15 protein-coding genes are annotated in these 12,401 nt (G+C 60.5%); 6 read left to right on the top strand and 9 right to left on the bottom strand.

Going from position 1 to position 12,401, the window contains the following annotated elements; translation table 11 throughout:
• Positions 1-13 precede the first annotated feature (13 nt).
• From ACN0X9_RS06265 to ACN0X9_RS06255, 3 genes are read right to left on the bottom strand one after another with little or no spacing between them, the layout of a single operon-like run.
• Positions 14-613: a Smr/MutS family protein gene (locus ACN0X9_RS06265; RefSeq protein ID WP_417486760.1), complete on the bottom strand. Its 600-nt coding sequence runs from the start codon at positions 611-613 to the stop codon at positions 14-16.
• A 3-nt stretch (positions 614-616) separates the two neighbouring features.
• Entirely contained in the window at positions 617-1,864 is a 1,248-nt protein-coding gene (locus ACN0X9_RS06260) for a murein transglycosylase A (RefSeq protein ID WP_417486759.1), read from the bottom strand.
• Positions 1,848-2,468 (bottom strand): Tim44/TimA family putative adaptor protein, encoded by a 621-nt coding sequence (locus ACN0X9_RS06255; protein WP_417486758.1) that lies wholly within the window; start codon positions 2,466-2,468, stop codon positions 1,848-1,850. The genes ACN0X9_RS06260 and ACN0X9_RS06255 overlap by 17 nt, the downstream gene beginning before the upstream one ends.
• Positions 2,469-2,681: 213 nt before the next feature.
• Here ACN0X9_RS06255 and secB point away from each other — a divergent pair, with 213 nt between their 5' ends.
• Positions 2,682-3,200 (top strand): protein-export chaperone SecB, encoded by a 519-nt coding sequence (secB, locus tag ACN0X9_RS06250; RefSeq protein WP_417486757.1) that lies wholly within the window; start codon positions 2,682-2,684, stop codon positions 3,198-3,200.
• Between the two features lie 6 nt (positions 3,201-3,206).
• Here the strand turns inward: secB and dnaQ are convergent, their stop codons facing one another.
• Genes dnaQ through ACN0X9_RS06225 form a run of 5 tightly spaced genes read right to left on the bottom strand, consistent with a single transcriptional unit; the run spans position 3,207 to position 6,816 of the window.
• Complete coding sequence (gene dnaQ, locus ACN0X9_RS06245) at positions 3,207-3,899, bottom strand: DNA polymerase III subunit epsilon (protein ID WP_417486756.1); 693 nt, start codon at positions 3,897-3,899, stop codon at positions 3,207-3,209.
• Positions 3,900-3,948: 49 nt separating this feature from the next.
• The gene (gene coaE, locus ACN0X9_RS06240; protein WP_417486755.1) at positions 3,949-4,551 is read right to left on the bottom strand and encodes a dephospho-CoA kinase; all 603 of its coding nucleotides are present in this window, start codon (positions 4,549-4,551) and stop codon (positions 3,949-3,951) included.
• A complete protein-coding gene (locus ACN0X9_RS06235) occupies positions 4,551-5,393 on the bottom strand; it encodes a shikimate dehydrogenase family protein (protein ID WP_417486754.1) in 843 nt (280 codons plus the stop codon). Before ACN0X9_RS06235 ends, coaE begins: the two co-directional genes overlap by 1 nt.
• Entirely contained in the window at positions 5,390-5,980 is a 591-nt protein-coding gene (locus ACN0X9_RS06230) for a Maf family protein (protein ID WP_417486753.1), read from the bottom strand. The genes ACN0X9_RS06235 and ACN0X9_RS06230 overlap by 4 nt, the downstream gene beginning before the upstream one ends.
• Positions 5,977-6,816 carry a pyruvate, water dikinase regulatory protein gene (locus ACN0X9_RS06225; protein WP_417486752.1) on the bottom strand — a complete coding sequence of 280 codons (840 nt, stop codon included), beginning with the start codon at positions 6,814-6,816 and terminating at the stop codon, positions 5,977-5,979. The genes ACN0X9_RS06230 and ACN0X9_RS06225 overlap by 4 nt, the downstream gene beginning before the upstream one ends.
• A 444-nt stretch (positions 6,817-7,260) precedes the next feature.
• Here ACN0X9_RS06225 and hemE point away from each other — a divergent pair, with 444 nt between their 5' ends.
• From hemE to rho, 5 genes are read left to right on the top strand one after another with little or no spacing between them, the layout of a single operon-like run.
• Positions 7,261-8,298 carry a uroporphyrinogen decarboxylase gene (gene hemE / locus ACN0X9_RS06220; protein WP_417486751.1) on the top strand — a complete coding sequence of 346 codons (1,038 nt, stop codon included), beginning with the start codon at positions 7,261-7,263 and terminating at the stop codon, positions 8,296-8,298.
• 16 nt (positions 8,299-8,314) lie between these two features.
• A complete protein-coding gene (gene hemH, locus ACN0X9_RS06215; RefSeq protein ID WP_417486750.1) occupies positions 8,315-9,355 on the top strand; it encodes a ferrochelatase in 1,041 nt (346 codons plus the stop codon).
• A gap of 22 nt (positions 9,356-9,377) precedes the next feature.
• On the top strand, positions 9,378-9,833 hold the full coding sequence (locus tag ACN0X9_RS06210) for a CopD family protein (RefSeq protein WP_417486749.1): 456 nt from the start codon (positions 9,378-9,380) through the stop codon (positions 9,831-9,833).
• A gap of 51 nt (positions 9,834-9,884) precedes the next feature.
• Positions 9,885-10,022: a CSS-motif domain-containing protein gene (locus tag ACN0X9_RS06205; protein WP_417486748.1), complete on the top strand. Its 138-nt coding sequence runs from the start codon at positions 9,885-9,887 to the stop codon at positions 10,020-10,022.
• A 46-nt stretch (positions 10,023-10,068) separates the two neighbouring features.
• Positions 10,069-11,379 carry a transcription termination factor Rho gene (gene rho / locus ACN0X9_RS06200; RefSeq protein ID WP_011644895.1) on the top strand — a complete coding sequence of 437 codons (1,311 nt, stop codon included), beginning with the start codon at positions 10,069-10,071 and terminating at the stop codon, positions 11,377-11,379.
• 13 nt (positions 11,380-11,392) lie between these two features.
• On the opposite strand, the gene ACN0X9_RS06195 is transcribed toward rho, so the two are convergent.
• Positions 11,393-12,367 (bottom strand): quinone oxidoreductase family protein, encoded by a 975-nt coding sequence (locus ACN0X9_RS06195; RefSeq protein WP_417486747.1) that lies wholly within the window; start codon positions 12,365-12,367, stop codon positions 11,393-11,395.
• Positions 12,368-12,401 lie beyond the last annotated feature (34 nt).

Below are 12,401 nucleotides of genomic sequence, written 5' to 3'. Positions count from 1 at the left end.
AGCCAGCCGACATTCAGGCCTTGCCGCGAACGCGCAGCGTCACATAAAAGGCGCCGCTTCCACCGTGACGGGAGTGCGATTTCGCGTATCCTGACACATACTGACTGAATTCCGGAAGTCCCAGCCATTCCGGTAGCTTGCGCCTGAGTACACCGGGCTCCTCGACCTGCTCCCAGGGCGCGATATCACGGTCGCGGGACTTGAAGCCCTTGCCGGTGATAACAAGGACTGTCCGGTAACCGCCGGCATGGGCCATCTGCAGGAAGTGGCGGAGCGAGCGCAGCGCCTGGTCCTGGGTCAGACCGTGCAGATCAATCCGGCCATCAATCTCCAGCCGACCGCGACGTACCCGTTTCTCACCCGCCCGGTCATGCGGGGTCGGGGGAGCATAAGAGGCTGCGGGCCGGTTGTTTGGCGGTGTCGGAACACCGGAGTCATACGCCCGGGCGGACGTATCCATCGACTTTTGCGAGGGCGGTTTCGGTGCAGCGCGCAAGACTGGCTCGGCTTCTTCCAGCGAACGCAGCCTGTCCTCCGAGATCGGCTTTACCGACTTAGCCACGCGGCTCCAGAGCGCACGCTCTTCCGGGCGCATGGTCCGCTTCCGGCTCATCGATCAATTCAGCTCGGCATCGGCAAACAGGCGTGCCACCACGGTATGGGGCAGCAGGATGGTCCACTCGGCCCGGGCCCTTGTCGTGCCGGCCCGTCGCTCGGCGGTTTCGCCCCAGCCCCAGAAGAAATCTCCGCGCAACGGACCATTGATGGCGCCACCGGAGTCCTGGGCGATCACCAGTCCGGTCCATCCGTCCAGCTCCGGCAAGTCAGCCGACAGCCAGACAGGAACACCGTGCGCCATGACACGCGTATCCACCGCAATCGACGCCATCGGGGTCAGCGCAACCCCGGACGAACCGCGCGGACCGAGCTCCGGATTGGCAAGGCTTTCACTCTGGAAGAAAACATAGCGCGGATTGACGCCAAACAGCTCTGCGATCGCTTCGGGACCGCGCGCCGACAGCCAGGCCTCGATGCCCTGTTTGGACGCCGCATGGGCTTCCAGTTCGCCGCGCCGCACCAGTTCGCGTCCGATCGAGCGGTAGGGAAGGCCGTTATGGGCGGCAAAGGCCGCGCGTTCTTCATGCCCATCAGCGAAAACGAGGCGGCCAGAGCCCTGTATCTGCAGGAAGAACACGTCGACCGGCCGCCCCCAGGCGAAAATTTCACCGGCGTTTTCGGATTCGATACGGGCGCGGTCCTTGTAGAGGACCAGTTCGCCGTCACTCACTTCGCCGACGATCCGGCGGCCGGCCAGGCTTTCGTCAAAGCGGCCAAGGTCAACGGTGACCAGGTCATCCGGTCGGCGGCGCAAGGGTTGGGTGAATTCGCCCTGACGATTGCGCCGTACCTGCACATAAGGCTCGTAGTACCCGGTCAGCAGGCCATCGGTCCGGGTTTCAAGAGTTTCCGCATCTCGCGCCAGTAGACGAACCGGGGTAAAAACCGCTTCCAGGCTGGACCGCGCCGCCTCGGGACCGGCCACGGTCATCGCCGCAGCGGCACAGGCGCCCCGCCAGTCCTCAACCCGCCCGGCCCATCGGGCCTGGGGATTGAGCGGATCACTGTCGGCGCGACGGTTCAGACGTTCGCAACTGCGCTGAAAGGCCTGCAGGGCCGGCGCCAGGTCGCGATCAGACCAACCGGGCATGTCGGACCAGGTGATGGGTTGGAAATCAAGGGTTTCCGGTCGCTCGACGGTCGGGGGTTCCGGCTCCGGTTGCGGGTCAGGCTCAGGCCGATGCGGTTGGCATGACGCCAGCAGCACGGCACCGATCAGGAGGCAGCGATCAAACCGCGGCAACACGGGTCAGCACCCAGTTGGGATCGCCCCGGTCAGTACGACGCTCAAACACCCAGTCTTCCGTAACGGTAGCCAGACGGCCGATATCACCGGCAATGACCACATCATCACTGTCTCGGGTCTCGGTCGCGATTTCGGCGACAAAACGCACCTTGATGCGAGCCGTGTTGTTGGCATGGCCCGCTTCAATGATGTCTACGTCCTTGAGCCGCTCAACGTCCGTGCGGACGGTTTCACCACGATCCGCGCGCTGGTCGATGGCAGTCGTGTAGCGATCGAGGACGTTGGGTGCCAGGAGGGGTTCAAGCGCCTTGCGGTCACCGGCAGCAAATGCCTCGACAATCAACACATAGGCATTCTGGGCACCGTCCTTGAAAGTGGACGGGTCAAAATGCGTATCGACCGCCGCAATCGCTTCAAGGCCAGCCGCAGCAGGTCCTTCAAATGCAGGTCGGAGATTGGGGGTCTTGTCAGAGTCTGACGCTGTCGCAGGTTTGGCGCGCGGGGCTGGCGCTTCCATGTGGCCTTCCCGCCGTCCCAGCACCGTATACAGGCGGTAGGCGAAGAAGATCGCAGCGACTCCACCAATGAGGGTCCAGATATCCATGAGGACGGTCGCACCTTTGCTGAGCTTCGCGCGCAAGTTCGAACCGCGCGCGCACATGTCACAAGACCAGATATAGGCTCAATTTGACCGCGCGTCAGCCTTTGCACTGTGGTCTTGCCTGCTTGCCGCTGGCGGGTGGCCATGGTAACGGGCGCGCTCTCATTGACCCGGCCGTTCCAGGCCAGCCGTTTACAGACCCATCCGGGGAGTTCCATGACCGACGCACCCAACACGCCCGCCGACAATGCCGCAGCCCAAGCGCCGCAGCTGCGCGTTCTCGCGCAATATGTGAAGGATCTCTCCTTCGAAAACCCGGGTGCCCCGGAAACGCTGCGCCCTGGCCAGCCAGCCCCGGCGATTGACCTGGCCATCGACGTTCAGGCGCGCACGGCCGGCGAAGACACGTTTGAAGTCGTCCTCACGGTCAATGCCAAGGCGTCCCGCGACGAGACCGTGGTCTTCATCGCCGAGCTGTCTTACGCCGGCCTGTTCCAGCTCGCCAATGTGGGTGAAACGGATCGCGAACCCTTCCTGCTGATCGAGTGTCCGCGCCTGATCTTCCCGTTCGCACGCCGCGTCCTTGCCGACACAACACGCGACGGCAACTTCCCGCCGCTTATGCTTGATCCGGTTGATTTCGCCGGCCTCTACCGTGCCCAGCTCGCCAAGCGCGCCGCGGCTGCTCCGGGTTCGGAAAGCAATGGCAATGGCGACCCGGCCGCTGCCAACTAGACGAATCTACTGAATCGTCAGTTTTTTCCAGAGCGCGTTTTCGCCCATCTCGTCGACAAAGGCGGCATGGGCGGCGCGCTCTGATTCTGTCTGGCGGGCGGTGAGTGGCTCGGCTCTGGGTGAGCGTGCCGGAAACACCACCTTTCCGTCGCCGCCACTGCCCTGGCCGCTCAGGTCCAGCGCCCGCGTCCGCCCTCCCATCAATTCCAGATAGACTTCCGCCAGAAGCAGGGAGTCGATCAGGGCCCCGTGCTTGTCACGCGTGTCCAGCGAGATGTCGAAGCGCTTGCAGAGCGCGTCGAGCGAGACGTAGGAGCCGGGGAATTTGGCCCTGGCGATACGGGCCGTGTCCTTGAACCGGTCGTCCGGATAGATGTCCAGTCCCAGACGGGCCAGCTCCATATTGATGAAGCCGCGGTCAAAGGGCGCATTGTGGGCGACCATTGTCGAGTCACCGACAAATTCAACAAATTGCGGACCAATCTCGTCGAACAGGGGCTTGTCGGCGAGGAATTCAGTGGTCAGGCCGGTGATCTCGACGACTTCCTTGGGCACCGATCGCTGCGGGTTCACATAGGCATGGAAGGTCTTGCCCGTGGGAATGAAATCGATGATCTCGACACAGCCGAGCTCCGTGATGCGATCACCGGTATTGGGGTCGAGACCAGTGGTTTCGGTGTCAAAGACGATTTCCCGCATGATCCTGCCCTGCCTGCCGCGTCGGTGACGCTGATGGTTTGCCGGTGTTTCAGGCCCGCTCGGCGCGCGCCGTCAACAATTTGATGATGTCATCGACCTGGCGGCTCGCATCCGCCAGACCACCCGATGTCTCGATCACATGGTCGGCACGGGCCAGCTTGCTCGAATCATCCATCTGGCGGGCGATTATGGCGTCCAGCTTGGCCGCCGTCATGCCGGGACGCTGCAAGACCCGCGCGCGACGCACGTCGTCCGGAGCATGGACAACGATGATGCTGTCGACATGCCGGTCACCGCCGGTTTCAAACAGAAGCGGAACGTCAAACACAACGATGTCATGGCCGGCGGCGGCCTGTTTCGTGACAAAGGCCTCGCGCGCTGCGTTGACCAATGGGTGAACGATTGCCTCGAGCCTGGCAAACCCGCCGGGATCGGCGTTCAGGGCCGCGGACAGTCTGGTCCGGTCTATCGCGCCATCCATCACCACACCGGGAAACGCCTTGCCAACCGGCTCGACTGCCGCTCCGCCCGGCGCGTAAAGCTCGTGGACAGTGGCATCGGAATCGAAAACGGGGAGCCCGGCCTCTCTCAGCAATTGCGCCGTCGCCGACTTGCCCATGCCGATCGACCCAGTGAGTCCGACCCGCAACATCAGTGTGTTCCGAGATGCTTGAGCAAGCGGGTGCGCATATCCGGCAGTTGCGGGACGGGGCAGTTAAAAAAGGCCTCAAAACTCGGCCGGGCCTGTCCGATCAGCATGTCCAGACCGTCAATCGCCGTCAGACCCTGCGCCCGGGCATCAACAAGAAACCGTGTATCAACTGGCGTGTAGATGCTGTCGAACGCGACACTACCCGGTCTGACCCGTTGCCAGTCGAGGACCAGACCCTCTCGACCTGCCAAGCCAAGCGAGGTCGCGTTGATGATCAGGTTGCGTCCTTGCAATGCGTCATCCTGGGCTTCCCATGGAATGATGCGGGCCTCCGGCGCGATATCACGGGCGAGGCCCTGGGCGCGCGTGATATTGCGATTGCAGATAGCGACGTCCCGGACGCCAACTGTCAGGAGCGCATACAACATGGCGCGCGCCGCACCTCCAGCTCCGAATATCAATGCCCGAGCCTTTTTGAATATGATATCGGCCGGGTTGAGGGCATACAGAAATCCGGCAATGTCAGTATTGTCAGCATGGATTCCCGCGGGGGTGAATGTCAGGAGGTTTGCGGCGCCGACCGCCCGGGCCGGTGCCGAGGCGGTCTGTGCCAGTTCGAGCGCTGCCTCCTTGTGGGGCAGGGTCACGTTGAGGCCGCGACAGCCGGCGCCGGCCAGGCCACGAACAACACTGTCAAACCGGTCGGCGCTGATCGGAAAGGGCGCATAGAGGGCATCAATACCCGCCGCATCGATCCAGTGACGCATCACCACAGGCGACAGGGAATGGGCGATCGGATAACCGGTTACTCCGGCAACACAGGCAGCTCCGGTCGGGATCATGGCTGCAATACCCCATGCTCACGCAGCACCGCCGCCAATGGCAAAAGCGGCAGGCCGAGAATGGCATAGTAATCGCCCTCCACCCGCTCGAACAATTGCGATCCAAGGCCTTCATAAGCGTAGGCGCCAACGCTGGCGGTCAGCGCAAAGCCGGCATTCTTGAGATACTGGTCGAGGAAAGCGTCACTGAAATCCCGCACATGGATGGTGGAGGTCTGCTGGTGTCGCCAGACTGGCTGACCGGCTTGCAAAAGCGCGAGGCCGGCATGCAAGCAATGTGGCCGACCGCGCATGCGCTCGAGACGGGCCCGCGCCAGCGAGGCATCCGGCAGTTTATCGAGTAGCTCACCGTCCAGTTCCATCGTCTGGTCAGCGCCCAGAACCAGGGCATCAGGATGCGCCAGCGAAACCGGTTCAGCCTTCGCTTCTGCCAGGCAGAGCGCCATGTCACGTGGCGACAGATCAGCCCTGCCCGCCTTGATTACGCTCTCATCGACATCCGACTTGATAATCTCGAACGGAATCTCCGCCTGACGCAGGATGTCGGCGCGGATCTGGCTTCCCGAGGCAAGAATGAAACGGGTCATGCCGACAGGTTCCGTTTTTCCATGAGAAGGTTGATGATCTTCGCGGCGGTTTCCTCGATTGACCGTCGCGTCACGTCAATGGTCGGCCATTTGTGCTTGGCGTACAGGCGTTTGGCGAACAGGATCTCCTCACGAACCGCAAAATCGTCGATATAATTGGTGTCCCGGTCCTCGTTCAGACTCAACAACCGATTACGCCGGATCTGAACAATGCGTTCCGGTGACGCCGTCAATCCGACCACCAGCGGATTGCGCAGACTGAACAGCGCATCGGGGATCGGGACATCTTTCACCAGCGGAATATTGGCCGCCCGATATCCACGATGAGCCAGATAGACACTGGTCGGGGTCTTGGACGTCCGGCTGACACCGAGCAGGACAATGTCGGCACCCTCGAAATCATCACCCTGGCCATCATCATGGGCCATGGCGTAATTCAGGGCATCGATGCGTCGGTAGTAGTCGGCATCCAGGGATCGCTGTGCTCCTGCCCGGCTGGCCACCGGCCGCCCCAGATAGGCGCTCAAGGTTGCCAGCATGGGGTCCAGAATGGCGATGGCCGGCACGCCGAGCTCGACACACCGTGTTTCCAGCTCTCGGCGCAGGTCGGCATTGACGATCGTGTACATGACGACGCCAGGATAGGCCGCGACCTCATCCAGCACCCGGTCAAGCTGTTTGGAGGAGCGGACCAACGCATAAAGATGTTCCAGCGGGCTGGTCCCCTCAAACTGGGCGACCGAAGCCCGCATGACCTCCATCAGGGTCTCGCCGGTCGAGTCCGACACCATATGAATATGAAAACATGTTTCGAAAGATGAATTGATAGGAGGCATGAGACCGATCACGGTTTGACGTTTACCATTTGTTAATAAGTTGGGCTGTTTTCCCCGGCGCGGCAATCCGGCTGCAACGGTTGTGGGTAGTACCGGGTCTTACCACGAAAAACCCACATCAATTTCCACAGGGTCCAAGGCTGTCGAGAAGGTTGTGAAAAATCCCGCCTCACATTGATTGGCCAGACGCTGTTGTCCACTGTCATTCCACATCACCTGGCTCACCTTTATCCATGAAAAATAACAGTGAATCGCTTTTTCCCGTCGATAGCCGGCTCACTTGTGTGGATGGATAAGCCCGAACTTTCCCGAACCGGATAACGGGGATTGTATCGGTCATCCCCAAAATCCACCCCCCAACAATCATCTACAATCCTTAGATTCTTTTTTGAGAGATGAAGGGCACAGATTGATCCTGTGGGAAGAGATGCCTAAGCAGGGCGAATGAATGATCTGACAAAAAAGCCGATGCTCCAGGTCCTGGCCGGAGAAACCGTCTCACCGCCACCGGTCTGGCTGATGCGCCAAGCCGGCCGCTATCTCGCTGAATATCGGGAAGTCCGCTCGCGAGCGAAGAACTTCATCGATTTCTGTTTCTCTCCGGATCTGGCGGCTGAAGTGACTCTGCAGCCCATACGTCGCTTTGGCTTTGACGCTGCGATCCTGTTTGCTGACATCCTGCTGGTACCGATCGCGCTGGGTCGCAAGGTCTGGTTCGTGACCGGTGAAGGTCCCCAGCTGGAACCCTTCGATCCGCGCCAATTCGAGCAGCTTCGTCTCGACCAGACGGAAGCAGTGCTCGGGCCGATCGGTGAGACGCTCAAGCGGGTGGTCCCTGAACTGCCTGACACCACCACCATGATTGGCTTCGCAGGATCACCCTGGACGGTCGCGACCTACATGGTCGAGGGCGGCGGATCGAAAGATCGCTTCCGGACCCGTGTCGCCGCCTGGGAACACCCCGAGGCCTTTGACGGGATGCTGGATCGGATCGCCGACGTCACGGCTGAATATCTGATCATGCAAGCCCGTTGTGGCGCTGAAGTGCTCAAATTGTTCGACAGCTGGGCCGAGGGCTTGCCGGAACCGCTGTTCGAACGGGTCGTGATCCGGCCGACCAAGCGGATCGTCGATGCTGTGCGGGCGGCCGGCGTTGACGTGCCGATTATCGGGTTTCCACGCGGCGCCGGGACGCTCTACCCGCGATATGCGCGCGAGACAGGTGTGACGGCGATTGCTATCGATACGGGTGTTGATCCGGCCTGGATCCAGTCAGTCCTGCCGGCATGCATGCCGGTCCAGGGGCATCTGGACCCGTCTGTCCTGCGGGCCGGCGGAGCGGCGCTGGATGGCGAGGTCGACCGATTGTTGGACCAATGGGCTGGTCGGCCCCATATCTTCAATCTTGGCCACGGCATCACGCCGGACGTGCCGGTTGCTCATGTCGAGCAGCTTCTGGCACGCATACGAGATCGCAGCTGATCCGGGAGAACGGACATTGGACAAAGCCCGCAAAAAACTCGCCGTTGTTTTGTTCAATCTTGGTGGGCCTGACGGGCAGGAATCCGTCCAACCCTTCTTGCGCAACCTGTTCCGTGATCCGGCGATCATCCAGGCGCCAGGTCTGATTCGCGAGGCCCTGGCCTGGTTCATATCGACGACACGGGCGAAGGAAGCCAAGGCCAATTACGCCAAGATGGGTGGCGGATCCCCCTTGCTTCCGGAGACCATACGCCAGGCGAACATGCTGGCCGAACAGCTGGGCGCCCGTTGGCCCGACCATGACGTGCAGATCTGGCCGGCCATGCGCTATTGGCACCCGTTTACCGAGGATGTGGCGCGGGAAGTCGAAGCCTGGCAGCCCGACGAAACCGTGTTGTTGCCGCTCTATCCGCAGTTTTCAACGACGACGACAGGCTCTTCGCTGAAGGCCTGGAAAAAAGCTGGTGGACCTGAGACCCGCACGGTTTGCTGTTATCCGACCGAGCCCGCTTTCCTTGACGCGCATGCATCCCTGATCCGCAAGGCGTGGGAGAAGTCCGGACGTCCGGACAATGTCCGTTTGCTGTTTTCTGCGCACGGACTTCCAAAAAAGATCATTGATTCGGGGGATCCCTATCAATGGCAGGTCGAGAAGACGGTTGAGGCCGTGATCAGGCAATTGCCTGAGTTTCCGGATTTCCAGATTTGCTATCAGAGCCGGGTCGGGCCGCTGGAATGGATCGGACCTTCGACGGATGAAGCAATCCATCAAGCCGCGGCTGACGGAAAGTCAATCCTGCTGACGCCGATTGCCTTTGTCTCGGAGCATATCGAGACTCTGGTCGAGCTCGACGAGGAATACGCGGAAATTGCCGAGGAATTGGGCGTGAAGACCTATGTCCGCGTGCCGGCTCTGGGTCAGGACCCGGTGTTCATCGAGGCACTCGCCAATCTGGTCAGCGACGCACTCAATCGTCCGGCAGGACTGCAATCGGCTGATGGTGAGCGGATTTGTCCGGCTGACTGCAGCGGGTGTCCGTGCAAGTCTGCTGCCTGATCTAACCGGGACATTATGTACCATGCTGTTGGCTGCCTATGACTGGCTTCGCGCTTTCCACATCCTGGCCGTGATCGCCTGGATGGCGGGCCTGCTCTATCTGCCGCGTCTTTACATCTATCATTGTGCTGCCACACCCGGCGGTGAGCTGGATGAGACGTTGAAGCTGCAAGAACGCCGGCTTTTGAAGATCATCATGAATCCGTCCATGATTGTGGCCTGGGTGATCGGACTGGCCCTGGTCTGGGCCAATATGGAGCGGGCCGGAGGCTGGTCGGTTTTTGTCAGCCTGGCCTGGTTCGGAAAATTTGTTCTCGTCAGTGCGATGACCGGTTTGCACCATGTCTTCGCCATTCGGTTCAAACGCTTTCAGGCTGGGACCAATGATTGGTCGGACAAGCGCTATCGCTTGCTCAATGAAGCCCCGTTTGTGCTGGCGATTGCCATCGTTCTGATTGCGGTTGTCGCCCTCAACTGAACAGGAATTGGCGCGCGCCGAGTGGCTTGTGCTTGACGGTGGGCGGGCTGCATGGCAAGGGTTTCTCGAATCCTTTTTCAGGATCCCTTCTTTCGTGACGTGAGACGCGTGAATCACAGCGCGCCCGTCTGCTCCTCAATTCTCGGGTCTTCCTCGCCTTGGCAGTACCCGGCTTGCTTGATCGCGTAAGGCCCGTCCCGGGTCACGCTCTTGTGCTTGAGCTGATAGTATCATCATGACCGACGAAATTTCCGCACCCGTCCCCGCCCTGCTTGAAGGTCTGGAGCGCATGACGCTGCAGGATCTCAAGGAAAAGAAGCCAACAGAACTGGTTGAGTTTGCCGAAGCGCTCGAGATCGAGAATGCGTCTTCCTTGCGCAAACAGGCCATGATGTTCGCCATTCTCAAATCCCTTGCAGAGCGGGATGTCGAGATTCATGGCGGCGGCGTCATGGAAGTGCTGCAGGACGGGTTCGGTTTTCTGCGTTCGCCGGAATCAAATTATCTGGCCGGACCGGACGACATCTATGTGTCCCCGACCCAGATCCGCAAATTCGGCCTGCGTACGGGCGATACGGTTGAAGGCGAAATCCGCAGTCCGCGCGATGGCGAACGCTATTTTGCGCTCTTGAAAGTCTCGACGATCAATTTCCAGGATCCGGAATCCGCTCGTCACAAGGTCCATTTTGACAATCTGACCCCGCTCTATCCGGAAAGCCGCTTCAATATGGAGCTGGCCGATCCGACGGTGAAGGATCGTTCCGGCCGGGTCATCGATATTGTGTCACCGCTTGGCAAGGGCCAGCGCGGACTGATTGTGGCGCCGCCGCGGACCGGCAAGACCGTTCTGCTGCAAAACATCGCCCACGCGATCGAAAGCAATCATCCGGATTGTTATCTGATGGTCCTGCTGATCGATGAGCGGCCGGAAGAAGTGACTGACATGCAGCGTACGGTCAAAGGTGAGGTGATTTCCTCGACTTTCGACGAGCCGGCAACGCGTCACGTCCAGGTCGCCGAAATGGTGATCGAAAAAGCCAAACGCCTGGTCGAGCACGGCCGTGATGTCGTGATCCTGCTGGACTCGATTACCCGTCTGGGCCGGGCTTACAACACGGTGGTGCCGTCCTCGGGCAAGGTGTTGACCGGTGGTGTTGATGCCAACGCCCTGCAACGCCCCAAGCGCTTCTTTGGTGCGGCCCGGAATATCGAGCATGGCGGATCGCTGACCATCATCGCTACGGCGCTGATCGATACCGGTTCGCGGATGGATGAAGTCATCTTCGAAGAGTTCAAGGGTACGGGTAACTCGGAAGTCGTGCTCGACCGCAAGGTCGCCGACAAGCGCGTCTTCCCGGCGATCGACATCCTCAAATCCGGTACCCGGAAAGAGGAACTCCTCGTCGACCGTGGTCAGTTGCAGAAAATGTATGTCCTGCGCCGCATCCTCAATCCGATGGGTGCCCAGGATGCGATCGAGTTCCTGCTCGACAAGCTGCGTCAGACCAAGACCAATGATGAGTTCTTCGACTCGATGAATACCTGATTCATCGGATCGGTCAGGGGACCAGGATACTGGCCCCTGTCGTCTGGCGGGATTCCAGCATCTCGTGGGCTTTGACGGCATCGTCCAGCGCGTGGCGCTGGTTGATGGTGATCGTCAGGGCTCCGCGGGCAACAGCATCGAAGACATCGGCGGTATTGGCAGCCAGGGCTTCATCGGTCGCGGTATAATGTCCAAGCGACGGGCGGGTGACGTAGAGCGAGCCCTTTTGTGTCAGAATTCCCAGATCGACACCCGTTACCGGGCCTGAGGCATTGCCGAAGCTGGCAAGCAAGCCGCGCGTCTTCAGGCAATCGAGTGACATTTCGAATGTGTCCTTGCCGACTCCGTCATAGACAACCGGAACACCCTGACCGTTCGTGATGTCCCGTACTCGGGCTACCACGTTCTCCTCGGTATAATTGATCATGTGTGTGGCGCCCATCGAGAGGGCGAGGTCGCATTTTTCCTGTGTGCTGGCGGTTCCGATGAGGGTGACACCCAGATCCCTGGCCCATTGGCAGACCAACAGGCCGACACCGCCGGCAGCTGCGTGGAACAGGATGGTTTCGCCGCGCTGGACCGGATAGGTCTCCTTGAGAAGATAGCGGGCCGTCATGCCTTTGAGCATGATGGTTGCGGCTTGCTCATGTGAAACAGCATCAGGCAGTTTCGCGACGCGGCCGGCCGGAACGATGTTGGTTTCGGCATAGGCACCCAAGGGTCCGCTGCCATAGGCGACGCGGTCACCGGTCTGGATACCTGAGACCCCACTGCCCATTGCCTCGACGATACCGGAAGCCTCGAGCCCCAAACCGCTGGGCAGGGGGACAGGATAGAGACCGGATCGGTGATAGGTGTCGATATAGTTCACACCGATCGCGACATGCCGGATCAACAATTCTCCAGGGCCGGGCTCTCGGGCCTCACAGTCTTCAAGCTGCATAACGGACGGACCGCCGGTCTGATGGATCCTGATTGCTTTTGTCATGGGTCTTGCCGATCCGGATTGTTCTGTGCGTCCA

The sequence above is a fragment of the Maricaulis sp. genome (assembly GCF_048268525.1).
Classification (GTDB): domain Bacteria; phylum Pseudomonadota; class Alphaproteobacteria; order Caulobacterales; family Maricaulaceae; genus Maricaulis.
The sequence above is the reverse complement of the archived record's forward strand: the minus strand, read 5'-3'. Positions and strand labels throughout refer to the sequence as shown.

Excerpts from the sequence above, each read along its gene's own strand:
- ACN0X9_RS06265 (WP_417486760.1), bottom strand. The coding sequence starts at position 613 with ATGAGCCGGAAGCGGACCATGCGCCCGGAAGAGCGTGCGCTCTGGAGC.
- ACN0X9_RS06255 (WP_417486758.1), bottom strand. The coding sequence starts at position 2,468 with ATGGATATCTGGACCCTCATTGGTGGAGTCGCTGCGATCTTCTTCGCC.
- secB (WP_417486757.1), top strand. The coding sequence starts at position 2,682 with ATGACCGACGCACCCAACACGCCCGCCGACAATGCCGCAGCCCAAGCG.
- dnaQ (WP_417486756.1), bottom strand. The coding sequence starts at position 3,899 with ATGCGGGAAATCGTCTTTGACACCGAAACCACTGGTCTCGACCCCAAT.
- coaE (WP_417486755.1), bottom strand. The coding sequence starts at position 4,551 with ATGTTGCGGGTCGGACTCACTGGGTCGATCGGCATGGGCAAGTCGGCG.
- ACN0X9_RS06235 (WP_417486754.1), bottom strand. The coding sequence starts at position 5,393 with ATGATCCCGACCGGAGCTGCCTGTGTTGCCGGAGTAACCGGTTATCCG.
- ACN0X9_RS06230 (WP_417486753.1), bottom strand. The coding sequence starts at position 5,980 with ATGACCCGTTTCATTCTTGCCTCGGGAAGCCAGATCCGCGCCGACATC.
- ACN0X9_RS06225 (WP_417486752.1), bottom strand. The coding sequence starts at position 6,816 with ATGCCTCCTATCAATTCATCTTTCGAAACATGTTTTCATATTCATATG.
- hemE (WP_417486751.1), top strand. The coding sequence starts at position 7,261 with ATGAATGATCTGACAAAAAAGCCGATGCTCCAGGTCCTGGCCGGAGAA.
- ACN0X9_RS06210 (WP_417486749.1), top strand. The coding sequence starts at position 9,378 with ATGCTGTTGGCTGCCTATGACTGGCTTCGCGCTTTCCACATCCTGGCC.
- ACN0X9_RS06205 (WP_417486748.1), top strand. The coding sequence starts at position 9,885 with ATGGCAAGGGTTTCTCGAATCCTTTTTCAGGATCCCTTCTTTCGTGAC.
- rho (WP_011644895.1), top strand. The coding sequence starts at position 10,069 with ATGACCGACGAAATTTCCGCACCCGTCCCCGCCCTGCTTGAAGGTCTG.
- ACN0X9_RS06195 (WP_417486747.1), bottom strand. The coding sequence starts at position 12,367 with ATGACAAAAGCAATCAGGATCCATCAGACCGGCGGTCCGTCCGTTATG.